The following is a 21,727-nucleotide window of genomic DNA, read 5'->3' on the forward strand; positions in this document are numbered from 1 at the left end:
CCCTCACATTCGGAAGACGCCGAAGCGGTCGGTGCCGCGCACCGGGGCGTTGTGGGCGAAGGACAGGCACAGTCCCAGGACGGTGCGGGTGTCGCGGGGGTCGATGACGCCGTCGTCGTAGACCCGCCCGGACAGGAACAGGGGCAGGGACTCGGCCTCGATCTGTCCCTCGACCATCTGCCGGACCAGGGCGTCCTGCTCCTCGTCGTAGGGCCGCCCCTTGCGGGCCGCGGACTGGCGGGCGACGATCGACAGCACCTCGGCGAGCTGGCGGGGGCCCATGACGGCGGAGCGGGCGCTGGGCCAGGCGAACAGGAACCTGGGGTCGTAGGCGCGGCCGCACATGCCGTAGTGGCCGGCCCCGTAGGAGGCGCCCACCAGCACCGAGAAGTGGGGGACGGTGCTGTTGGAGACGGCGTTGATCATCATCGAGCCGTGCTTGATGATGCCGCCCTGCTCGTACTCGCGGCCGACCATGTAGCCGGTGGTGTTGTGCAGGAACACCAGCGGGGTGTGGGCCCGGTTGGCGAGCTGGATGAACTGGGTGGCCTTGTGCGCCTCGGCGCTGAACAGCACCCCGTTGGCGTTGGCGAGGATACCGACCGGGTACCCGTGCAGGTCGGCCCAGCCGGTGACCAGTCCGCCGCCGTAGGCGGGCTTGAACTCGTCGAACTCCGAGCCGTCGACGATGCGGGCGATGATCTCGCGGGGGTCGACGGGGACCTTGAGGTCGGGCGGCATGACGCCGACGAGGTCCTCGACCGGGTGGAGCGGCTCGCGGGCGCCCGCGGCGGGCGCGGGCCCGGCCTTGCGGTGGCCCAGCCGGGCGACGATGCGGCGGCCGATGCGCAGGGCGTCGTGCTCGTCCCGGGCGAGGTGGTCGGCCAGGCCGGACACCTCGGCGTGCATGCGGGCGCCGCCCAGCGACTCGTCGTCGCTCTCCTCCCCGGTGGCGGCCTTGACCAGGGGCGGGCCGCCGAGGAACACCTTGGCGCGGTCGCGGACCATGACGACGTGGTCGCTCATGCCGGGGATGTAGGCGCCGCCCGCGGTGGAGTTGCCGAACACCAGCGCGACGGTGGGGATCCCCTCGGCGGACAGCCGGGTGAGGTCGCGGAAGGTCCGCCCGCCGGGGATGAAGATCTCCTTCTGGGAGGGCAGGTCGGCGCCGCCGGACTCCACCAGGCTGATCATCGGCATCCGGTTCTGCGCGGCGATCTCCCCGGCCCGGTGGGACTTCTTGAGCGTCCAGGGGTTGCTGGCGCCGCCGCGGACGGTGGGGTCGTTGGCGACGATGACGCACTCGACCCCCGAGACCACGCCGACGCCGGTGATCAGGCTCGCGCCGACGGTGTACTCGCTGCCCCAGCCCGCCAGCGGCGACAGCTCCAGGAAGGGCGATCCCTCGTCGAGGAGGAGTTCGACGCGCTCCCGGGCGGTGAGCTTGCCGCGGGAGCGGTGGCGCTCGACGTACCTGTCGCCGCCCCCGGCCAGCGCCTTGGCGTGTTCGGCGTCGATCTCGGCGAGTCTGCCGAGCATGGCCTCGCGGGCCCGGGCGAACTCCGCGGACCCGGTGTCGATCCTGCTGTCGAGCACGGTCACGGGCGGGCCTCCCCGGGTGCGGGCAGAAGGGACTCCGGGAGCGGCAGGCGGCGGGCGCGCAGCCACTCGCCCAGGCCCTTGGCCTGCGGGTCCGGTCCCCCGCGGCGGGCGGTGCCGGGGGCGAGCATGCCCTCGATCCAGAAGTTGGCGGCGCGCAGGTGCGGCAGCAGGTGGCGGGTGACCTCGAGGCCGGCGGTCTCGGGGAGCAGCTCGCGCAGCAGGTCGACGGTGAGCCGGTGGGCGAGCCAGCGCCATCCCTCGTCGTCGCGGGCCCAGACGCCGAGGTTGGCGTCGGCGCCCTTGTCGCCGCTGCGGGCGCCCAGGACCAGCCCCAGCGGGGCCTCGCGCACGGGCCCCTCGGGCAGCGGCGGCGGCAGCGGGGGCTCGGGCACCTCCTCCAGCGGCCGGGTGGTCTTCGGAGGGGCGATGACGAGGCGGTCGCCGTCGGGCAGGATCGCGGTGTGCTCGACCTCGGCGGCGGGCACGAACGCGTGGCTCGCGATCACCCCGTCGGGGCGGGCGTCGCGCGGCGGGGAGGTGAGGTGGAACCCGGCGTAGCCCGCCAGCGCCAGTTCCACGGCGGCGGCCCCGAAGGGGCGGCCGACGACCGCGGGGTCGTGGTCGCGGGCGGTGACGCGCAGTCGGGCGGTGGCCGCGTCCTGGGTGTCGCCGTGGGGGTCGGCGGCGGGGACGAACTCGAAGTCCAGCTCCTCGGGGCGGCGCCGCGCCAGGGCGGCGCGCAGCTGGCGCTCGGCCCAGGCGGCCTTCTCCCGGGCGTCCAGGCCGGTGATGAGCAGGTCGACCTCGTTGCGGAAGCCGGTGAGGCCGGTGAGGCCGACCTTGAGGTCGGGCGGCGGGGCCTCCCCGCGGACCCCGGACAGGCGCACCCGGTCGGGGCCCTCCTGCTCCAGGCGGACGGTGTCCAGGCGGGCGGTGACGTCGGGGCCCGGGTAGCGGGCCCCGGCGATCTCGTACACCAGCTGGGCGGTGACGGTTCCGGTGGTGACGGCGCCGCCGGTGCCGGGGTGCTTGGTGATGACCGCGGAGCCGTCGGCGTGGATCTCGGCGACCGGGAAGCCGGGCCGGTCCAGGTCGTACCCCTCGCGGCGCAGCTCGCCGGCGAAGGCGTAGTTGCCGCCGGTGGCCTGGGCGCCGCATTCGATCACGTGCCCGGCGACGGTGGCCCCGGCCAGGGCGTCGAGGTCGTCGCGGGTCCAGCCGAAGTGGGAGATGGCGGGGCCGACGGCGAGGGAGGCGTCGGTGACCCGGCCGGTGACGACGATGTCGGCCCCGGCGTCCAGGCAGGCGGCGATGCCGAACGCTCCCAGGTAGGCGTTGGCGGTGAGGGGGCCGTCCAGGCCCAGCTCCTCGGCGCGGTGCAGCAGGTCGTCGCCGGTGACGTAGGCGATGCGGGGGTCGAAGCCGAGGGATTCGGCGAGCTCGGTGAGCCGGTCCGCCAGGCCCTGGGGGTTGAGGCCGCCCGCGTTGGTGACGACCCTGATGCGGCGTTCCAGGATGAGGGCGAGGCTCTCGCGCATCTGCCGCAGGAAGGTCCTGGCATAGCCGCGGCCGGGGTCGGCGAGCTGGTCCCGGCCGAGGATGGCCATGGTGAGTTCGGCCAGGTAGTCACCGGTGAGGACGTCGACCGGTCCTCCGGTGATCATCTCGTGGACGGCGGAGAGGCGGTCCCCGTAGAAACCGGAGGCGTTGCCGACCCACAGCGAGGGCGTATCGGTCATGGTGATGAGAGTGACACCGGACACATGAAAAAACAAGCACTCGTGATTGTTTTTCTGTTATCGCGCTTTTCATCACGATATGGCCGGAACCGGCCACGGAGCGTGGGTTATCACCCTCGGGGAACCGGGGAGCGAGCGGATATTTTGTCCGGGTGAGCACCTCCGAGAACACCACCCCCGCCGACGACGCCGCCTCCGACGACACCCCCGCCGCGGCCGCCCCCGCCGACGACGCCCCCGAGGCGAACGCCCCGGCCGCCGACGCCTTCCTGGACGCCGGGCGCGCGGCGAGCGCGCCGGGCGTCCTGTCGGCCGAGACCTTCGCCCTGGCCTCCCTGCTGCTGCTCGCACCGGCGGCGACCGGGCAGCGCCTGTTCGAGCTCTTCGGCCGGTTCGCCTTCACCGATGTCACGCTGGAGACCGAGGGCCACCTGGCCTCCGTCAACGCCGACCTGCTCGCCTACGGCGGGCTGGGCGTGCTGACCGTGCTGACGGCGTCGCTGTCGCTGTTCCTGGGCCGGGCGACGACCCGCCCCTGGGCGCGCTGGCTGTCCTCGGCGACGGTGCTGGCCGGCGGCCTGTTCGTGGTCCTGGCCATCGTCACCTACGTCATCGCGGCGGGCCGGATCTGACGGGCCCGCCGAGGGTCGGGACTGCTAGGATGCGCAAACCCTGACAAGTAAGGCATAAGCCACATAAAGGCCGCCTTCTCCCGTGCCCCGGAGACCATCCCCCTTGGCATCCCCCTCCCCGGTGCGCCGCCCCCGGCCCCTGCCCGGTGCCCGCGTCGCCCCCCTCATCATCGTCATGGCCGCCGCCGGTACGGCCCCGGCCCGCTCCCCCGCCACCGGCCGCACCGGTGCCGCCCGGGTCCCCACCGGCGGGCCGGCCCCGGCCTCCTCCCCAGAGGTTCCCCCCGGGCCCCCTGCCATCGGGTACGCGCCCCCGGGCCATGCGAGGAGAACGGCCCCGTCACCGGCGAGGAGGCCGCGCCCGTCCGCGTCCGGGTGGCCCGCATGGACCGCCCGGGGGGCACCCTCGCGGCCCCTCCACGCGGGCCGACCCCGCCCTCCGCACCGGACGGCCCTCGAGGGGGCATCTCCGCGGACCCGCCGTGCGAACTGCCCCCGCCCTGCGCACCGGACGGACCCCCAGGGGGCACCCTCGCGGACCCGCCGCGCGGGCCGGCACGTGTCGGCCCCTTCGGCACCGGCGCGGTGATCCCCGCCGAGGGCCCGCCGGGGTCCACGCCGGCGGGAACATCCGCCCGGGCACCCCGGCGGAGCGGCTCCACACCACCGTCCCGGCCGTGCCCGGCGGGCGAACCCCCGCGCACGACGCTGAGGAAGGCGCGGCGCCCGCGGGCCCGCGCGTCCCGAACCCCCCTGGCCCGGACCCGGCCTCCGGCCCGCCGAACCGACCACGGCGGCACCCGCCGCCGGCATCCCCATTCCCCCTTCGGAGAACCATGACCACCCCTCCCCCTCCCCCGCCCGAGACACCCGCGCCCGCCGCGCCGAAGGCGCCGAACCGGCGCCCGCTGGTCATCGGCGCGGTGGCCCTGGCCGTCGTCCTCATGGGCGCCGCCGCGGGCGCGGCCTACTGGCTGCGCACCCCGTCGGTCGGCGACCCCCTGGCGGTCTCCCCCGAGCCCCTGGCCCTGGGGCTGTTCTCCGCCGAGGGCAGCACGGGGCCCAAGCAGGAGGCCATCGCCCTCGCCCTGGAGGAGATCAACGCCGTCGGCGGTGTGCTCGGCCACGAGGTGGCCGCCCCGGTCGCGTCGGAGGACGCCGGGGACCTGCTGGGCGCCGACCTGGACGCCGTGCTGGGCTCCCACGCGATGGGCGGCGAACAGCTGCTCCCGGGGCTGCTCGAGGCGGGCACCCTCTACTGCGGCAACGCCGAGCCCTACACCACGACACCGGGCTTCGGGGACGGCCTGTACTTCTCCGCGATCCCGGGCCAGGACCAGATGGTGCGGGCGCTGGTCCGGCTGACCGCCGAGGACGGCCGCGAGAAGATCGTGGTACCGCACACGCCGGGCAGCGAGGTCTGGCTGGACGCCATCACCGCCGAGGCCCAGGCCCACGGCGTCGAGGTCGTCGGAGTGGACCTCCTGCGGGCCATGGCGGACCCGTTCTCCGACGCAACGGGGGCGGCGGAGCTGCTGGAGGAGGGGGCGGACGCCGTCATCCCCCTGGACCCGACCGCCGTGGTGGTCACCGAATCCCTGATGGACCACGGCCTTCCGGCCGAGGGCGTCTACCTCCCCGGCCTCCCGCTCGTCGCGAACCCGACCGCCCCGCTGGACTCCCTCGGCCCGGCCGGGTCGACCGTGGTCCGCCACCACTCGGGCGGCGAGCGCTTCCCGGAGATCGAGTGGGGCTCCTCCGACAGCGGGGACATGTCCTACGCCGCCCAGTTCGGCGGGGTGACGGCCGCGCTGTACGACTGCGTGAACCTGGTCGCCCTGGCCGCCGAGGCCGCGGGCTCGGTCGAGCCCGCCGAGGTCGCCGCCCGGATGCCCGCGGTGAGCGCGGGCGGCCGGGAGTGCACCGGGTACGAGGACTGCGTGGCCCGTGTCCGCGCCGGGCAGGACATCGCCTACGTCGGCCCGCGCGGTCCGCTCACCTGGGACGACGGCAACCTGCTGGTGGACGTGCCGTTCGAGGTGGTACGCCTGCACGGCGAGGGCGAGCCCGTGGACACCGAGGTCCGCACGTTCTCCCTGGGCTCCTGACCCGCTCCCCGCGGGGCGGGCGCCGGGGGTCCCGGTGCCCGCCCCGCGGCGTGCACGGCGGTCAGGCGATGCGGTCGATGACGATCGGGCCCGGCTCGAAGACGCCGTCCGGGTCGATGTCGAAGGCGCCCTCCAGCGCGGCCGCGCCGCGCTCGAAGCGCTCCGGCTCGTCCGCGTGCAGGGTGAACAGCGGCTCGCCGGCCGCGACGGTCTCCCCCGGCTTGGCGTGCAGGGTCACTCCCGCGCCGAAGGACACCGCGTCCTCCTTGCGGGCGCGGCCCGCGCCCAGGCGCCAGGCTGCCAGGCCCACCTGGTAGGCGTCCAGGCGGGTGAGCACGCCCGAGGCCGGGGCGAGCACGGTGCGGCGCTCGGCCGCCTGCGGCAGCGGGGCGTCCGGGTCGCCGCCCTGGGCGCGGATCAGCCGCTTCCACGACTCCAGGGCACTGCCGTCCCGGAGCGCCTCGGCGGGGTCCTTGACCCCGTTCTCGCCCGGGGTGAGCCCCGCGGCGGCGAGCATCTCCCGGGCCAGGGCCACGGTCAGCTCCACCACGTCGGCCGGGCCGCCCCCGGAGAGCACCTCCACGGACTCGGCGACCTCCAGGGCGTTGCCCACCTGGCGTCCCAGCGGCACGGACATGTCCGTGATGAGCGCGACCGTGCGCACCCCGTGGTCGGTGCCGATGTCCACCATGGTGCGGGCCAGCTCGCGGGCCGAGTCGACGTCCTTCATGAACGCCCCCGACCCCGCCTTGACGTCCAGCACCAGGGCGCCGGTGCCCTCGGCGAGCTTCTTGCTCATGATGGAGGCCGAGATCAGCGGGATCGACTCCACGGTCCCGGTGACGTCGCGCAGCGCGTACAGCTTGCGGTCGGCCGGGGCCAGCCCCTCGCCGGCCGCGCAGATCACCCCGCCGGTGTCGGCGAGCACGGACCGCATCTCGTCGGTGCTCAGGGCTGCCCGCCAGCCCGGGATGGACTCCAGCTTGTCCAGGGTGCCGCCGGTGTGCCCCAGGCCCCGGCCGGACAGCTGGGGCACCGCCGCGCCGCAGGCGGCGACGGTGGGGGTGAGCGGCAGCGTGATCTTGTCGCCCACGCCCCCGGTGGAGTGCTTGTCGGTGGTGGGCCGGTCCAGGTCGGAGAAGTCGAGCCGGACGCCGGAGGCCAGCATCGCCTCGGTCCACCGGGACACCTCGGCGCGGTTCATGCCGCGCAGGAAGATCGCCATGGCCAGCGCCGACATCTGCTCCTCGGCGACCGCGCCGCGGGTGTAGGCGTCGATCACCCAGTCGATCTGCTCCGGAGTGAGCTCTCCCCCGTCGCGTTTGGCGCGGATGATCTCGATGACGTCCATGTCATTCCTTCCGGGAGAAAACGGGTCTCCCCGGCCGCCGCCGTTCGGGCGGCGACCGGGGAGAGGGATGGTGCCTGTTCTCTTGGTTCTCAGGCCAGGTTGTGCGGACCGAAGGCCTGCGGCAGGACCCGGTCCATGGTCAGGATCCCCTCGGGGGTGTCCACCAGCAGGTCCGGCCCGCCGTGCTCGTACAGCAGCTGGCGGCAGCGCCCGCACGGCATGAGGGTCGCCCCCTGGCCGTCCACGCAGGCGAACGCGACCAGTCGGCCGCCGCCGGTGGCGTGCAGGGCGCTGACCAGGCCGCACTCGGCGCACAGCCCCACCCCGTAGGAGGCGTTCTCCACGTTGCAGCCGCTGACGGTGCGGCCGTCGTCGACCAGCGCCGCCGCGCCCACCGGGTACTGCGAGTACGGCGCGTAGGCGCGGGTCATGGCCTCCCGGGCGGCGCCGCGCAGCGCCTCCCAGTCCACGGCCTCCGCAGTGCTCATGACCGGCTCGCCCTCCACTGCTTGCCGACCCCGGCGGGCGGCCGCAGCCTCTGGGAGGCCAGCGACAGCACCAGCAGCGTCGCGATGTGCGGGCTGTAGGTGGCCAGCTCGCGGGGCAGCGAGTCGGTGGTGAAGTACCAGACCAGCAGCAGCACGGCCGCGATCGCGCCGGCGATCGCCAGGCCCTTGCGGTCCTGGCGGACCTGCCAAAGGGCGACCAGCAGCAGCACCACGGCCAGCAGGAGCAGCAGGGCGTGGATCGCCGCGCCGCCGCCGCGGATCTGGAGGGCGTCGGTGTACCCGAACAGCCCGGCGCCCATGGCCAGGCCGCCCGGCCGCCAGTTGCCGAAGATCATCGCGGCCAGACCGATGTAGCCGCGGCCGCCGGTCTGCCCCTCCTGGTAGATCTGCGAGGCGACGACGGCGAGGAACACCCCGCCCATGCCGGCCAGGCCGCCGGAGATGATCACCGCGATGTACTTGAAGGTGTACACGGGCACACCCAGGGACTCGGCGGCGTCGGGGTTCTCGCCGACCGAGCGCAGCCGCAGTCCGAACGCGGTCTTCCACAGCACCAGGTAGGTCACCGGGATCATGAGGATCGCGATGACCGTCAGCGCCGACAGCCGTGTGGTGACGCCGATGACCAGGGACGCCAGGTCGCCGACCACGGGGATCCCGCTGGCGGCGACGGGCCCCAGGGCGTCCGCCACCCCGGGCAGGCTCAGCTGCGGGAAGGGCGGCGCGGTGGGCGACTGCGAGGCGCCGGCCCCGGGCACGTCGGCGTAGACCAGGATGGACAGGTAGCGCATCGCGCCGAGCATGAGGATGTTGATCGCCACACCGGACACGATGTGGTCCACGGCGAAGGTGACCGTGGCGACGGCGTGCAGCAGGCCGCCCGCCATACCGGCCAGCACACCGGCGGCGAGGCCGATCCACGGGCTGCCGGTCGACCACGCGAAGTACGCGCCGAACCAGGTCCCGAGGATCATCATGCCCTCGAGGCCGATGTTGATGACGCCCGCCCGCTCGGCCCACAGGCCGCCCAGGGCGGCCAGGGCGATGGGCACCGCGAAGGTGAGGGTGGTGCGGACGGTGCCCGCGTCGGTGAGCATGTCCTGGCCGGTGACGACCCGCAGGCCCGCCAGGGCCACCAGGACCGCGCCGAACAGGCTGAGCAGGCGCCACACCGACCGGCCGCCGGAGCGGGCCGGGGGCGCGGCCACCGGCTCCATCACGTTGAGTTCCTGGCTCACTTCGCCTCCCCGCCGCGGTCGCCGCCGGGGGTGTCGTCCCCGGTGGCGTCACCGCTGTCGGACGCCGTGCCGGCCGGCACGGTCTCCTCGGCGGGCCCGGCGACGGTGGTGCCGAGCTCCTTGCCGATCTGCTGCTGCTGGTACCGGCGGCCCCAGCGGTGGACGATCTCGTAGACCACGACGACCGTGAGGACGATGGTGGCCTGGGCGATGACGGCGATCTCCTGCGGGATGCCGTCGAAGGGCAGGATGCCCGCCGCCTGGTTGAGGAAGGCCCAGAACAGGGCCGCGAAGGCGATGCCCACCGGGTGGTTGCGGCCCAGCAGCGCGATGGCGATGCCGATGAAGCCGATGCCGGTCGGGAAGTCCAGCGCGTAGTAGTGGGAGCTCCCGAGCAGCTGGGGCATGCCCACCAGGCCCGCGACCATGCCCGAGAAGAGCATGGACAGGAACACCATCTTCTTGACGTTGACACCGCTGGCCTCGGCGGCGCTCTGCGACTGGCCGGTGGCCCGCAGCTCGAAGCCGAAGCGGGTGCGGTTGAGCATCACCGCGTAGCCGATGCCCACGGCGATCGCCAGGAACACCAGGCCGAAGATCTCCCGCTCCGAGCCGAGGAACAGGGCCGGGACGCCGGGCACCCAGGACCCCTCCGGCAGCGGCGGGGTGCCGATGTTGTTGGTGCTGATCTCCACCGCCAGGCGGTCGGTGTTCAGCAGGTAGGCGGTGATGCCGGTGGCGATGGCGTTGAGCATGATCGTCGAGATGACCTCGGACACGCCGCGCGTGACCTTGAGGTACCCGGCGATGCCGGCCCAGGCCCCGCCCACCGCGACGGCGACCAGGATGATGACGATCTGGCTCAGCACCGGCGGCAGCACCAGCCAGCCGCCGACGGCGGCGGCCAGCAGGGCGGCGAGCCGGTACTGTCCGTCGACGCCGATGTTGAACAGCTTCATCTTGAAGCCGATCGCCACGGCGACGGCGGCCAGGTAGTAGGTGGTGCCGTCGTTGATGATCTGCACCAGGCTGTTGGGCCGGGTGCCGTACTCGATCATCCGGGCGAAGGTGGCGCCCGGGGCGATCCCGCTGAAGAACAGCACCAGCGCGGTGACGGCGATCGCGATGATCCCGGCGGCGAACACCGCGGCGAAGGACAGCGCGAGCATCGCCGCCAGGCGGCGGTACAGCAGGAAGGCGGCGCCCGAGCCGACCAGCGCGCCCACGGCGGCGGCCACCGGCTCGATCAGGGACAGGTCGAGGAACCAGGCCACCAGCAGGCCGGAGACCACCGACAGCACCAGGGCGGTCGGGACCACCAGGGTGCGGTGCAGCGTGGTGCCCTCCTCCTTGGTCCCCGCGGCGCCGGCCCGCCTGGCGTCGGGGATCCGGCGGTCCACCAGGACCACGGCGGCGAACGCCAGGACGACCCCGATGATCAGTGCCGCCCACCACAGCAGCACCGTGTCGAGGGCGGCGGTGACGCCCGTGCCCAGCAGGGCGATGAGGAGTGCCGGGAGCAGTGCCCGGGACGTTCCGGGGCGGGTGCTCTTCTCAGTCACGATCCACCCCCGTTCCGGTCGGCGGTGTCGTCACCGCTGCCACCTTCTGTGCTGTCGGTGGCCCCGTCGCCGCCGAGGGTGGCGCCGGTCATGGCGGAGCCGAGCTGCTCGGGGGTGACGGTGGCCGGATCGGCCTGGGCGACCAGGCGGCCGCGCAGGATGACGTGCAGTGTGTCGGACATGCCGATGAGCTCGTCGAGGTCGGCGGAGATCAGCAGCACCGCGAGGCCCGCCGCGCGCGCCTCGCGCAGCTGCTCCCAGATCGCGGACTGGGCGCCGACGTCCACACCCCGGGTGGGGTGGGCGGCGACGAGGAAGCGGGGGTTCCCGCTCATCTCGCGGCCGATGATGAACTTCTGCTGGTTGCCGCCGGACAGGGCGTCGGCGATGACGTCGATGTTGGGCGTGCGCACGTCGTACTCGGCGACGATGCGCTCGGCGTCGGCGCGCGCCCCGGCCCTGTCGATCCAGGGGCCGCGCACGCTCGGCGGCTTGGTCTGGTGGCCCAGGATGCGGTTCTCCCACAGGGAGGACTCCAGCAGCACGCCGTGGCGGTGCCGGTCCTCGGGGATGTAGCCGACCCCGGCCTCGCGGATCTTCAGGGTGTGCCAGCCGGTGACGTCGTCGCCGCCCAGCCGGATGCGGCCGCCGGCGACCGGCCGCATGCCCATGATGGCCTCGATGAGCTCGGACTGGCCGTTGCCCTCGACGCCGGCGATGCCGACGATCTCGCCCTCGTGGATGTCGAGGGTGACGCCCTCGACGACGGCGCGGCCGTCGGCGGAGCGCACGGTGACCCCGTCCAGGGAGAGGACCACGTTGTCGGTGACCGTGGACTCGCGCAGCTCGGGGACGGGCAGCTCGCCGCCCACCATGAGCGTGGCCAGTTCCCGCGCGGTGGTGGTGCGCGGGTCGGCCGTGGCCACTGTGGTGCCGCGGCGGATCACGGTGATCTCGTCGGCGACGGACAGCACCTCGTCGAGCTTGTGCGAGATGAAGATGACCGTGAGGCCCTCGCTCTTGAGCTCGCGCAGGTTGTCGAAGAGCTCGTCGACCTCCTGCGGGACCAGGACGGCGGTGGGCTCGTCCAGGATGATGGTGCGGGCGCCGCGGTAGAGGACCTTGAGGATCTCCACCCGCTGGCGGTCGCCGACGCCCAGCTCCTCCATCAGGCGGTCCGGGTCGACCCCGAGGCCGTACTGCCCGGACAGGCGGAGGATCTCGGTGCGCGCCTTGGAGCCGATGCCGTGCAGGCGCTCGGCGCCCAGCACCACGTTCTCCAGGACGGTGAGGTTGTCGGCCAGCATGAAGTGCTGGTGCACCATGCCGATGCCGTTCTTGATGGCGTCGGACGGCGAGTTGAACTTCACCTGGACGCCGTTGACGGCGATGGTGCCCTCGTCGGGACGGTGCATCCCGTACAGGGTCTTCATCAGCGTGGACTTGCCCGCACCGTTCTCGCCGACGATGGCGTGCACGGTGCCGGGGGCCACGGAGATGTCGATGTCGTGGTTGGCCACGACCCCGGGAAAACGCTTGGTGATCCCGCGCAGCTCAACGGCGGGGGGCGCCTGGCCCCCATCGCCCGATGGCGTGCTGCTCATCTGTCTCCTTGAGGAATGCGGAGCGGCGCGGGGCCGGTCGCCACCGCCGGACGCCCTCGTCCGCGTAACGACGGCCGGGACGGCGGCCGGAGCGGGGGTCCCCCGTCCGGCGGCCGTCCCAGGCCGTGAGTCACCACGGGTCCTACCCGCGGTTCAGGTGCGCGATCGCGCGTTTACGGCTCGGTCGGAACCTCGATCTCGCCGTCGATGATCTGCTGCTTGATCTCGTCGAGCTCGGCCTGGATCGGGCTGATGAGCTCCTCGTTGGAGGTGGTGTAGTCGACACCGCCGCCCGCGAGGTCGAAGCGCTCGATGCCTGCGGCGACGTCGCCCTCGGCGGCGGACTGGATCAGCTCGAACACGGCCACGTCGACCTGCTTGATCGCGGAGGTCAGCACGAACGGCTTCTGGTCGTCCTCGGCGTTCTCGTACTGGTCGCTGTCGACGCCGATGAACAGGAAGTCGTTGGCGACGGCGGCCTCCAGGACGCCGTTGCCCGAGGCGCCGGCGGCGTGGTAGATCACGTCGGCGCCGCGGTCGTACTGGGCCTGGGCCAGCTCGCGGCCGCGGGCCGGGTCGCTGAAGCCGCTGAAGTCCGGCGGCTGGCTGAGGTAGTCGACCTCGACCGTGATGTCCTCGTTGACGTGCGCGACACCGGCCGCGTAGCCCGCCTCGAACTTGTGGATCAGCGGGGTCTCGACGCCGCCGACGAAGCCGACGTGGTCCTCCTCGGTGGACAGCGCCGCGGCGGCACCGGCCAGGAAGGAGGCCTGCTCCTCGGCGAAGACCAGGCTGGTGACGTTGTCGACGTCGGCGATCTCGGAGTCGACGATCGCGAAGTCGACCTCCGGGTACTCCGGCGCGACCTCGCGGACGGCGCCGTCGTAGGCGAACCCGACCGCGATGATGACGTCGTAGCCCTCCTCGGCCATGGTGGACAGGCGCTCCACCTTGGCGGAGTCGGCCTCGCCGTCGGTGGGCTCGAACTCCTGGGCGTCGATGCCCAGCTCGTTCATCGCCTGCTCCAGGCCGCGGTAGGCCGAGTCGTTGAACGAGCGGTCGCCACGACCGCCGACGTCGTAGGCGAGTCCGACGCGGAGCTCGGAGGCCTCCTCGCCGCCGTCGCCGCCCCCTTCGCCCGATCCCTCCTGGGCCGCGTTGTCACACGCGGTGAGGGCAAGCACACCGGCCGCCGCGATGGCGGCGAACCTGAGCGTGTTGCTGCGCTTCACTTGTTAACTCCCCTTCGCCCTCTCAGCGGCCCGCTTTCAACCGGGGGCCGGGCTGAGTTCTGCGGTCGGACGATATCCGGTAGTGGAAAGTACACCCAACCGGCACACAGACTTGTTATGAAGGCGAGAGCTGAATGACACGGGGCCTTACTCGGAAGTTACCAAGCACACACCCGGACGGGGGCGACCACGTTTGCCGGGGAGGTATATTCCCGCCCCCTGCGGGGCCCCGACGAGCCACTACTACACAAGGCCCTCCGGCCGCCACAACGGGTCACAACGGCACGTGGGGCGGTGCCGGTCTAGACCGGTCTGGACTCCGGCGGGCGGTCCCGCCGGAGCCCGGACCGGCGCCCCGGGGCCCGGCGTTGGGAGCGGCGGACCGGACCGGGGCGCGACCCCGCCTCTCAGGAGGCGAGGAAGTCGAGCACGGCCTGCTTGAAGAGCCGCGAGGAGACCGCGTTGAGGTGGTCCCGCCCGGGGATCTCCACGTGGGCCCCGTCGACCGCCGCCGCCAGCTCGGCGGCGCCCGCCGCGATCGCGTCCTTGGCGCCCGTGACCAGCAGTGTCGGCACCGTGACGGGGGGCTCTGCGGAGAACGGCCGGGCCGCTTGGCCGCGGGCGCAGGCGGCCAGCGCGGCCGGGTCGTTGCCGGGCAGCGCGGCGACCGTGCGGAACACGTGGTCGAAGGGCGTCGCCCCCTCGCCGGGTGCGGACAGGTCGGTGCCGTCGAACGCGTTCACCGGGCCGAATCCCCCCAGGACCAGGCGGCGCACCCGCTCGGGCCGGGTGAGCGCCAATTCCCAGGCCAGCCGCGCGCCCATGGAGTATCCGACGGCGTCGACCCGCTCCACTCCGAGTTCGTCGAGCAGGGCGACGAGGTCGGAGACGAAGCATTCGGGGAGATAGGAGGCGTCGTCGCCGGGTTTCCCGCTGGCGCCGTGCCCTCGCAGGTCCGGGCCGAGCACGCGCAACCCCGCGGAGTCCAGCAGCCGGGGCCACCCGGCGGCCTGCCAATTCATGTCGAAGTTCGTCCCGAAACCGTGGAGCAGAAGCACGGGGACGGCGTCCGCCGGGGACTGCGGACGCAAATCCACATAGCGCATTGTCACGTCGCCGATGAGATTCGCAGACATGAATCCCTCAATCCTTGTGCGGCCGTATGTATTAACAGGAGAAGGAACGGGGTCCTTTCAGAGGTTCCGATAAACGGAAGGCGGAAAATCCGCCTCCGCTCGTGGCTTCCTCCGAACGGACCCCGTGTGCGGACCGGGTCAGTCCGACGGCGGCCTGAGCCGGACGCGGCGGGCGGGGCGGGCCTCCTCGGCGGGGACCCTGCCGACGATGCCCGCCTGCTGCTCCTGCGCCTCGACGGCGAAGGTGACCAGCGGGTCCCCCACGGGGACGACCTGGTCCTCCCGCGCGTGCAGCTCGACGATCCGCCCGGCCTTGGGCGAGGGGATGACCACGGCCGACTTGGTGGTCTCCACCTCCACGAGCGGGGCGTTGCGCTCGACGACGTCGCCGACGGACACCTGCCACTCCAGGACGGTGGCCTCGACGAGGCCCTCCCCGAGGTCGGGGAGGGTGAAGGTGACGTTCTCTTCAGCCATGGTCGTTCTAGTACTCCAGGGTTCTCTGCACCGCGAACAGGATGCGGTCGATCGTCGGCAGGTACTGCGGCTCCAGGGGACCCGCGGGATAGGGGACGTCGAAACCGGTGACGCGCTGCACGGGGGCGGCCAGGTCGCGGAAGCACTGCTCCGTGACCAGGGCCGCCACCTCCGCGCCGAGCCCGGCGGTGAGCGGGGCCTCGTGGACGACCACGGCGCGCTTGGTGCGCGCGACCGAGGCGGCCAGCCCGGCGGCGTCGATGGGCTTGAGCCAGCGCAGGTCCAGGACCTCCAGCTCGACGCCGTCCTCCGCGGCGAGCTCGGCCACCTGGACGCACCGGTGGACCATGGCGCCCCAGGCGATGAGGGTGGCGTGGCGGCCGGGCCGGACGACTCGGCTGGTGCCGATGGGGTCGGTCGGCTCGGTGAGCCGGACCGGGCGGCGGTCCCAGTAGCGGGCCTTGGGCTCCATGTAGACGACCGGGTCGTCGGAGCGCACGGACTGCAGCAGCAGGCTGTACGCGTCGGCGGGGTCGGAGGGGGCCACGACCTTCAGCCCGGGGGTGTGGGCGAAGAGCGCCTCCAGGCTCTCCCCGTGGTGCTCGGGGGCCTGGATGCCGCCGAAGGACGGCAGGCGCAGGGTGATCGGCATGGGTGCGGCGCCGCGGGTGCGGTAGTTCATGCGCGCCACCTGGTTGACGATCTGGTCGATGGCCGGATACGCGAACCCGTCGAACTGGAGCTCGGGCACGGGGCGCCAGCCGTTCATGGCCAGGCCCACCGCCATCCCCATGATCGCCGATTCGGCCAGGGGGGTGTCGAAGACGCGCTGGTCGCCGAACTCCTTCTGGAGTCCGTCGGTGACCCGGAAGACGCCCCCCAGGGCGCCCACGTCCTCGCCGAACACCAGGACGTCCGGGTCCTCGGCCAGGAGGACGCGCAGGGCCCGGTTGATGGCCTGCTGCATGGACAGCTCTTCGAGCACGGGGGTCTCGGCGGCGGCGTCGGTGCGGTCGATGAGTTCCGTCACGGCTGGACCTCTTCCTCCCAGATGCGGCGCTGCCGGGTCAGCTCCTGGGTGGTCTCCCGGAAGACGTGCGTGAACAGTTCGGAGCCGTCGGGCTCGGGTGCGGCGGAGACGCCGTCGCGGATCTCCTCGGCGCGCTTCCTCGCCCGGGCGTCGATCGCGTCGAGCTCCTCGGCGGTGGCGTGGCCGGCCTCGAGGAGGGCGGCGCGCAGCAGCGCGACCGGGTCGCGGTGCGCCCGCCAGAGGTCGGCCTCGGTCTCGTCGCGGTAGCGGCCGGTGTCGTCGGAGGTGGAGTGGGGCTCCACCCGGTAGGTGAGGGCCTCGATGAGGGTGGGGCCCTCGCCGCGGCGGGCGCGGGCGGCGGCCTCGGTGACGGCGTCGTACACGGCGGCGGCGTCGTTGCCGTCCACCGTCACCCCGGCCATGCCGTAGCCCCGGGCCCGGGCGGCCACGGAGCCGCCGGCGACCTGGCGCTCGTTGGGCACCGACAGGGCCCAGCGGTTGTTCTGGCAGAAGAAGACGACGGGCGCGCCGTAGACCCCGGCGAAGTTCATGGCCTCGTGGACGTCTCCCTCGGAGCTGGCGCCGTCGCCGAAGTAGGCCAGGGCGACGCCCTCGCCGCCGCGCATGCGCTCGCCGACCGCCCAGCCGACGGCGTGCGGGACGGGGCCGCCGACGACGGCGTTGATGGCGCCGAAGCGGGACTCCATGACGTCGTAGAGCCCGCCGTGCCACAGCGCCCGGTGGGTGGCCATGTAGCCGACCATCTCGACCCCGTAGGCGAGCGCCGAGGCCATCTCGCGGTAGGTGGGGAAGACGAAGTCGCGCTCGGGGTCCAGCGCCGCCGCACTGGCGACCTGGGCCGCCTCCTGTCCGCGGACGGACACGTAGGCCGGGAAGACGCCCTGGCGCTGGAGGGCGACGGCCTCGGCGTCCAGGTCGCGTGCGGTCCGCATGTGCGTGTACAGCGCGCGGGTGAGGTCGGGGTCCAGGTGGTCCACGGAGACGGAGTCCCGGCCCGGCGGCTCGTGGGTCGACATGTGCAGCGGCTCCCAACATGGTCCGTCGCAAGCGCCGGACTCCTGGGTGGTCTGTTGACTGATGAGGCGATTGTCCGGATCACTCGACACTTGCGCCAGATAATCTGGAAAACTTGATACAGATGGGAACGAAAAAGCACGTCTGGTTCGCCATCGTCCAACGAGTGACCCACGCCACCGGCGAAAACGACAGGTGCGCCTATACACCACTAATCGGCGCCCATCATCACAGAACGATCGCAGTTGGCCACGATGGGTGCCCCGTTCGACAGTGGAGCGCATACGTTCGGATGCACCCCAGCAGTCCGACCAGGAAAAGGCGGCGCGGCACGACAGAGACGACCGAAAGCGGCCATCCCGCGAGAACACCGGTCACCGCCGCGGAACCCGCGCGCGAGCGCCCCCGGCCACCGGAAACCCCCGCACCGATCGCCGCGTCAACCCTGGGTACAGTCGGTTGACCCCGGCGCCGGCGCGCGCCGGGAGCGCGAGAAGAAGATTCCGCATGGTGAGACCACCTGTACGCACCCCCTGGTGATCGGGCGCATACGCAGACGGACATCGTCTCGGCGACTGAGACCCCGATGGAAGCAAACGATGTTTACCTGGTAGTTCGTTAGCCCCGGTCGACGACGATGGAAAGGGGCTTGCACTGGAACGAGAAGACACGAGGAGCACCCACATGGCCATGGGCGAGCAACGCCGGAACGGCCGGCGGCCGGATGCGACCGACCAGACGATCCTCAGCGCGCTCGCCAAGGACGCGCGGACCGGGATCACGGAGATCGCCGCGCTGGCCAACGTCTCCCGCGCCACGGCCTACAACCGGATCAAGCGCCTGACCGACGAGGGCGTCATCCGCGGCTACTCCGTGGTGACCGACCACTCCAAGATGGGCCTGGGCGTCACCGCGCTCGTGCTCATCTCCGGCAGCCAGCCGGACTGGCGGGCCAACCGGGAGATCCTCTCCTCCTACCCCGAGATCGAATACTGCTGGTACGTGGTCGGCTCGGCGGACATCGTCCTGCTGGTCCGCGTCGCCAACACCAACCAGCTGCGGGACCTGATCCTGACCCGCCTGCAATCGCTCCCCGGCGTGACGTCCACCCAGACGCTCACCGTCATCGACGAGGTCGTGCACCGTCCCGTCGTGGAGCCCGGCGACACCGAGTGAAACGGACCCCTATCCCCCCGAACCCCCCACTACCCCCGTACCACCAGGGCGACCGAGGCCATCAGTTCGGCGAGCAGCGCCGAACCCTGCGCGCGGGTGGCCGCGACCTCGCCCTCCACGTCCATCACGATCTCGGCGTACGCCTTCAGCTTGGGCTCGGTGCCCGAAGGCCGTAGCGTCACACGCCCCCGGGCCCCGCCCTCCAGACGGAAGCGCAGGGCGTCGGTCGGCGGCAGGCCCGCGTGCCCGGCGGCGAAGTCGTCGATCCCCGCGACCTTCAGGGGACCGAACGCGGCGGGCGGTTCGGCGCGCAGCCGCCGCATCGCCGTGTCGATGAGCGACAGGTCCGTCACCCGCACCGAGAGCTGGTCGCTCAGGTGCAGCCCGTACCTGCGGGCCTGGTCGTCGAGCAGGTCCGCCAGCGTCCGCCCGTCCGCCTTGGCCGCCGCGGCCAGCGCCGCCGCCGCCAGCGCAGCGCCGATGCCGTCCTTGTCCGCGACGGGGCGGCCGCCGTCTCCCCCCAGGCAGTAGCCCAGGGCCTCCTCGTAGGCGAAGACGCGCCGGGAGCCGGGCGCGCCGGCCCGGGCCAGCCACTTGAACCCGGTGAGGGTCTCCTCGTAGTGCACCCCGCGCTCGCGCGCGATCTTGCCGAGCAGGCTGGAGGAGACGATGGAGGCGGCCACCACCCGGTCGTCCCCGGTGGTGTGGTCGAGCACGTACTCGGCGAGCAGTCCGCCCACCTCGTCGCCCGTGAGCGGGCCGCGCCCGGGCAGCGCCAGCGCCAGCCGGTCGGCGTCGGGGTCGTTGGCGACCACCAGGTCGGCGCCGACCTCCGCGGCCGCGGCCAGCGCCAGGTCCAGCGCCCCGGGCTCCTCCGGGTTGGGGAAGGCCACCGTCGGGAAGTCCGGGTCGGGGTCGAACTGGGCGGCCACCCTCTCGGGCGCGGGGAACCCGGCCCGCTCCATCGCCTCCACCAGGACCGCGCCGCCGACCCCGTGCATCGCGGTGTAGACCACCGACAGCTCCCTGGGGCCGGGCGGGACCAGTGCGGTGACCGCCCGCAGGTAGCGGTCGACGGCCTCCCGGCCCAGCACCGTCCACTCGGTGCCCAGGGGCAGTGCGGAGAGCGGGCCGACCTCGTCGATGGCCGCGGAGATCTCGATGTCGGTCGGGGCGACGATCTGGGCCCCGGCGTCGTCGCGGTCCCCGCCCACGTACACCTTGTAGCCGTTGTCCTGGGGCGGGTTGTGGCTGGCGGTGACCATGATCCCGGCGTCGGCGCCCAGGTCCCGGACGGCGAAGGCCAGCACCGGCGTGGGCAGCGGGCCCGGCAGCAGGGAGACCCGGTGCCCGGCCCCGGTGAGGACGGCGGCGCTGTCGCGGGCGAAGTCCGCCGACCGGTGCCGGGCGTCGTAGCCGACGACCACGTGCCCGGCCCCGCCGCGGCCGTGCAGCCAGGCGGCGATGCCGGCCGCGGCGCGCATGACCACGGCCCGGTTCATCCGGTTGGGTCCGGCGCCCAGCGCGCCGCGCAGGCCGGCGGTGCCGAACTCCAGCCGCCCGGCGAAGCGGTCGCCCAGGTCGGCGGCGGCCTCGGCGTCTCCGGCGGCCACCCGCTCCAGCAGGGCGGACAGCTCCTCCCGGGTGGCGGGGTCGGGGTCGGCCTCCAGCCAGGCGCGGGCGCGGGCGACGGTGTCGGTGGTCATGTCGGGTCTCCTCGGGGCCGGCTCGGGTCAGATACGGGCGACGATGTCGGCGAGCAGGCGGCCCACGGTGTCGGCGGCGTCGCGACCGGCGGCCAGCACCTCCTCGTGGTCGAGGTTGGCGCCCTCCAGCCCGGCGGCGATGTTGGTCACCAGGGACATGCCCAGCACCCGCGCACCGGCCTCGCGGGCGGCGATGGCCTCCAGCACGGTGGACATGCCGACCAGGTCGGCGCCCATGGCGCGGAGCATGCGGATCTCGGCGGGGGTCTCGAAGTGCGGGCCGGGCATGGCCGCGTAGACGCCCTCGGGCAGGCGCGGGTCCACCTCGCGGGCCAGGGTGCGCAGCTCGGCCGAGTAGGTGTCGGTGAGGTCGACGAAGGTGGCCCCGGTGAGCGGCGAGCGGGCGGTCATGTTGAGGTGGTCGGCGATGAGCACCGGCGAGCCCACCGAGTAGGTGGAGTTGATGCCGCCCGCGGCGTTGGTGAGGACGATGGTCTTGGCCCCGGCGGCGACGGCGGTGCGCACGTTGTGCACGACGGCGTCGGTGCCGTGCCCCTCGTACAGGTGGGTGCGGCCCAGGAAGGCCAGGACGTTGCGGTCGCCGTCGACGATGCCGCGCACGGTGCCGCTGTGCCCCTCCACGCCGGGCGGCAGGAAGCCGGGCAGCTCGGCGGTGGGCAGCTCGTCCCTGCCCTCGCCCAGGAGGTCGGCCGCGGGCGCCCAGCCCGAGCCCATGACCAGGGCGATGTCGTAGGAGTCCACGCCGGTGCGCGAGCGCAGCGCGGCGGCGGCCTGCTCGGCGAGGGCCTCGGGTCCGGTGGTCACAGCGGGTTCTCCGTTCGTTCGGGCCGCTGGCGCGGCGCGGGGTGCGCCCCGGTGTCCAGGGGGCGCGACATCACGTGTTGCGGGCCCGTGTCACTGGAGATGACGCGCCCGGTGTCGGTGTAGCCGGCGGCCTCGTAGACCCGCCGGGCGCCGGGGTTGGCGGTGTTGACGCACAGCACCGCCTCGGCCGCGTACGGCGCGGCCTCGGCGGCCAGGCGGTCCAGCAGGGGCGCGGAACAGGCGGCCCGGCCGATGCCCCGGCCCTGCCATTGTGGCGTGACGTAGTAGGCGCGCAGGAGTACGGCGCGCTGTGGCTCGTCGACCAGCTCGCGCAGGCCGGCCCCGCCGTCCAGCACGCCGAACCCGACCGCGGCCTCCGCAGCCCCGGCCGCGTCGGCGACCGGGCCGACCGCGATGGCGAACGGCACCCGGTCGGGGTCGGCGTCCGCGGCGGGCAGGGTGGCCACCGGCAGGCCCACGAACCGGGTCTGGCCCGGGGCCAGCCGGTGGCGCAGCACGGCCGCGCGCAGCAGGGCGGCCTCCCGCGTGTCCAGGTCCAGCCGCACCAGGCGCGGCGCCGCACCGCCCGGGGTCCGCACCGTCTCCATCACATCCTCGACCGCATCGCCCACCGTGGGCTCCTCTCCCGTGTGGGGCGGACACGACCCGCCCCGCCTCACACTGGCGTTCGATCCGGGTCCGGCGCAAGCCGGGGCCGGCCGCCCGCGGACGGCGGCGGGAGGGGCCGCGAGGGCGCCCACGGGG

General features: G+C 73.3%; 18 protein-coding genes. 3 read left to right on the forward strand and 15 right to left on the reverse strand.

Going from position 1 to position 21,727, the window contains the following annotated elements; genetic code table 11:
* Window positions 1-3 precede the first annotated feature (3 nt).
* Together ACFVNO_RS07080 and ACFVNO_RS07085 are read right to left on the reverse strand one after the other, a co-directional pair.
* Window positions 4-1,602: an acyl-CoA carboxylase subunit beta gene (locus ACFVNO_RS07080; RefSeq protein ID WP_378890160.1), complete on the reverse strand. Its 1,599-nt coding sequence runs from the start codon at window positions 1,600-1,602 to the stop codon at window positions 4-6.
* Window positions 1,599-3,341: an acyclic terpene utilization AtuA family protein gene (locus tag ACFVNO_RS07085; RefSeq protein ID WP_378890163.1), complete on the reverse strand. Its 1,743-nt coding sequence runs from the start codon at window positions 3,339-3,341 to the stop codon at window positions 1,599-1,601. Before ACFVNO_RS07085 ends, ACFVNO_RS07080 begins: the two co-directional genes overlap by 4 nt.
* A 152-nt stretch (window positions 3,342-3,493) precedes the next feature.
* On the opposite strand from ACFVNO_RS07085, the gene ACFVNO_RS07090 reads away from it, so the two are divergent.
* Window positions 3,494-3,973 carry a hypothetical protein gene (locus tag ACFVNO_RS07090; RefSeq protein WP_378890166.1) on the forward strand — a complete coding sequence of 160 codons (480 nt, stop codon included), beginning with the start codon at window positions 3,494-3,496 and terminating at the stop codon, window positions 3,971-3,973.
* An 836-nt stretch (window positions 3,974-4,809) separates the two neighbouring features.
* Entirely contained in the window at window positions 4,810-6,081 is a 1,272-nt protein-coding gene (locus ACFVNO_RS07095) for an ABC transporter substrate-binding protein (protein ID WP_378890171.1), read from the forward strand.
* A 61-nt stretch (window positions 6,082-6,142) separates the two neighbouring features.
* Here ACFVNO_RS07095 and ACFVNO_RS07100 read toward each other — a convergent pair whose 3' ends face one another.
* The 10 genes from ACFVNO_RS07100 to ACFVNO_RS07145 all read right to left on the reverse strand — a co-directional run bounded on the left by ACFVNO_RS07100 (window position 6,143) and on the right by ACFVNO_RS07145 (window position 17,257).
* Window positions 6,143-7,432 carry a thymidine phosphorylase gene (locus tag ACFVNO_RS07100; RefSeq protein WP_355265879.1) on the reverse strand — a complete coding sequence of 430 codons (1,290 nt, stop codon included), beginning with the start codon at window positions 7,430-7,432 and terminating at the stop codon, window positions 6,143-6,145.
* A gap of 89 nt (window positions 7,433-7,521) precedes the next feature.
* Window positions 7,522-7,938 carry a cytidine deaminase gene (locus tag ACFVNO_RS07105; protein WP_220559803.1) on the reverse strand — a complete coding sequence of 139 codons (417 nt, stop codon included), beginning with the start codon at window positions 7,936-7,938 and terminating at the stop codon, window positions 7,522-7,524.
* Window positions 7,917-9,179 (reverse strand): ABC transporter permease, encoded by a 1,263-nt coding sequence (locus ACFVNO_RS07110; RefSeq protein WP_378890175.1) that lies wholly within the window; start codon window positions 9,177-9,179, stop codon window positions 7,917-7,919. The genes ACFVNO_RS07105 and ACFVNO_RS07110 overlap by 22 nt, the downstream gene beginning before the upstream one ends.
* A complete protein-coding gene (locus ACFVNO_RS07115) occupies window positions 9,176-10,741 on the reverse strand; it encodes an ABC transporter permease (RefSeq protein ID WP_220559801.1) in 1,566 nt (521 codons plus the stop codon). The genes ACFVNO_RS07110 and ACFVNO_RS07115 overlap by 4 nt, the downstream gene beginning before the upstream one ends.
* The gene (locus ACFVNO_RS07120) at window positions 10,738-12,345 is read right to left on the reverse strand and encodes an ABC transporter ATP-binding protein (protein WP_355265884.1); all 1,608 of its coding nucleotides are present in this window, start codon (window positions 12,343-12,345) and stop codon (window positions 10,738-10,740) included. Before ACFVNO_RS07120 ends, ACFVNO_RS07115 begins: the two co-directional genes overlap by 4 nt.
* A 173-nt stretch (window positions 12,346-12,518) precedes the next feature.
* Window positions 12,519-13,577, reverse strand: coding sequence for a BMP family ABC transporter substrate-binding protein (locus tag ACFVNO_RS07125; RefSeq protein ID WP_355265887.1), 1,059 nt, complete (start codon window positions 13,575-13,577; stop codon window positions 12,519-12,521).
* A gap of 407 nt (window positions 13,578-13,984) precedes the next feature.
* Window positions 13,985-14,683, reverse strand: a complete 699-nt coding sequence (locus ACFVNO_RS07130) for an alpha/beta hydrolase (protein WP_355266021.1) — start codon at window positions 14,681-14,683, stop codon at window positions 13,985-13,987.
* A gap of 168 nt (window positions 14,684-14,851) precedes the next feature.
* The gene (locus tag ACFVNO_RS07135) at window positions 14,852-15,190 is read right to left on the reverse strand and encodes a biotin/lipoyl-containing protein (protein WP_355265890.1); all 339 of its coding nucleotides are present in this window, start codon (window positions 15,188-15,190) and stop codon (window positions 14,852-14,854) included.
* A gap of 7 nt (window positions 15,191-15,197) precedes the next feature.
* Window positions 15,198-16,220 carry an alpha-ketoacid dehydrogenase subunit beta gene (locus ACFVNO_RS07140; RefSeq protein WP_220559795.1) on the reverse strand — a complete coding sequence of 341 codons (1,023 nt, stop codon included), beginning with the start codon at window positions 16,218-16,220 and terminating at the stop codon, window positions 15,198-15,200.
* Window positions 16,217-17,257 (reverse strand): thiamine pyrophosphate-dependent dehydrogenase E1 component subunit alpha, encoded by a 1,041-nt coding sequence (locus ACFVNO_RS07145; protein ID WP_378890182.1) that lies wholly within the window; start codon window positions 17,255-17,257, stop codon window positions 16,217-16,219. Before ACFVNO_RS07145 ends, ACFVNO_RS07140 begins: the two co-directional genes overlap by 4 nt.
* A gap of 682 nt (window positions 17,258-17,939) precedes the next feature.
* Between ACFVNO_RS07145 and ACFVNO_RS07150 the strand changes: the two genes are divergently transcribed.
* Entirely contained in the window at window positions 17,940-18,431 is a 492-nt protein-coding gene (locus ACFVNO_RS07150) for an Lrp/AsnC family transcriptional regulator (protein ID WP_220559793.1), read from the forward strand.
* A 29-nt stretch (window positions 18,432-18,460) separates the two neighbouring features.
* Here the strand turns inward: ACFVNO_RS07150 and ACFVNO_RS07155 are convergent, their stop codons facing one another.
* From ACFVNO_RS07155 to ACFVNO_RS07165, 3 genes are read right to left on the reverse strand one after another with little or no spacing between them, the layout of a single operon-like run.
* Window positions 18,461-20,137, reverse strand: a complete 1,677-nt coding sequence (locus ACFVNO_RS07155; RefSeq protein ID WP_355265900.1) for a phospho-sugar mutase — start codon at window positions 20,135-20,137, stop codon at window positions 18,461-18,463.
* A gap of 27 nt (window positions 20,138-20,164) precedes the next feature.
* Window positions 20,165-20,962, reverse strand: a complete 798-nt coding sequence (locus tag ACFVNO_RS07160; RefSeq protein WP_220559791.1) for a purine-nucleoside phosphorylase — start codon at window positions 20,960-20,962, stop codon at window positions 20,165-20,167.
* Window positions 20,959-21,570, reverse strand: a complete 612-nt coding sequence (locus tag ACFVNO_RS07165) for a GNAT family N-acetyltransferase (RefSeq protein ID WP_355266024.1) — start codon at window positions 21,568-21,570, stop codon at window positions 20,959-20,961. The genes ACFVNO_RS07160 and ACFVNO_RS07165 overlap by 4 nt, the downstream gene beginning before the upstream one ends.
* Window positions 21,571-21,727: the final 157 nt, after the last annotated feature.

The sequence above is a fragment of the Nocardiopsis sp. NPDC057823 genome (assembly GCF_042797335.1).
GTDB lineage: Bacteria > Actinomycetota > Actinomycetes > Streptosporangiales > Streptosporangiaceae > Nocardiopsis > Nocardiopsis changdeensis.

Excerpts from the sequence above, each read along its gene's own strand:
- ACFVNO_RS07085 (WP_378890163.1), bottom strand. The coding sequence starts at position 3,341 with ATGACCGATACGCCCTCGCTGTGGGTCGGCAACGCCTCCGGTTTCTAC.
- ACFVNO_RS07095 (WP_378890171.1), top strand. The coding sequence starts at position 4,810 with ATGACCACCCCTCCCCCTCCCCCGCCCGAGACACCCGCGCCCGCCGCG.
- ACFVNO_RS07100 (WP_355265879.1), bottom strand. The coding sequence starts at position 7,432 with ATGGACGTCATCGAGATCATCCGCGCCAAACGCGACGGGGGAGAGCTC.
- ACFVNO_RS07120 (WP_355265884.1), bottom strand. The coding sequence starts at position 12,345 with ATGAGCAGCACGCCATCGGGCGATGGGGGCCAGGCGCCCCCCGCCGTT.
- ACFVNO_RS07130 (WP_355266021.1), bottom strand. The coding sequence starts at position 14,683 with ATGCGCTATGTGGATTTGCGTCCGCAGTCCCCGGCGGACGCCGTCCCC.
- ACFVNO_RS07135 (WP_355265890.1), bottom strand. The coding sequence starts at position 15,190 with ATGGCTGAAGAGAACGTCACCTTCACCCTCCCCGACCTCGGGGAGGGC.
- ACFVNO_RS07145 (WP_378890182.1), bottom strand. The coding sequence starts at position 17,257 with ATGTCGACCCACGAGCCGCCGGGCCGGGACTCCGTCTCCGTGGACCAC.
- ACFVNO_RS07150 (WP_220559793.1), top strand. The coding sequence starts at position 17,940 with ATGGCCATGGGCGAGCAACGCCGGAACGGCCGGCGGCCGGATGCGACC.
- ACFVNO_RS07155 (WP_355265900.1), bottom strand. The coding sequence starts at position 20,137 with ATGACCACCGACACCGTCGCCCGCGCCCGCGCCTGGCTGGAGGCCGAC.
- ACFVNO_RS07165 (WP_355266024.1), bottom strand. The coding sequence starts at position 21,570 with ATGGAGACGGTGCGGACCCCGGGCGGTGCGGCGCCGCGCCTGGTGCGG.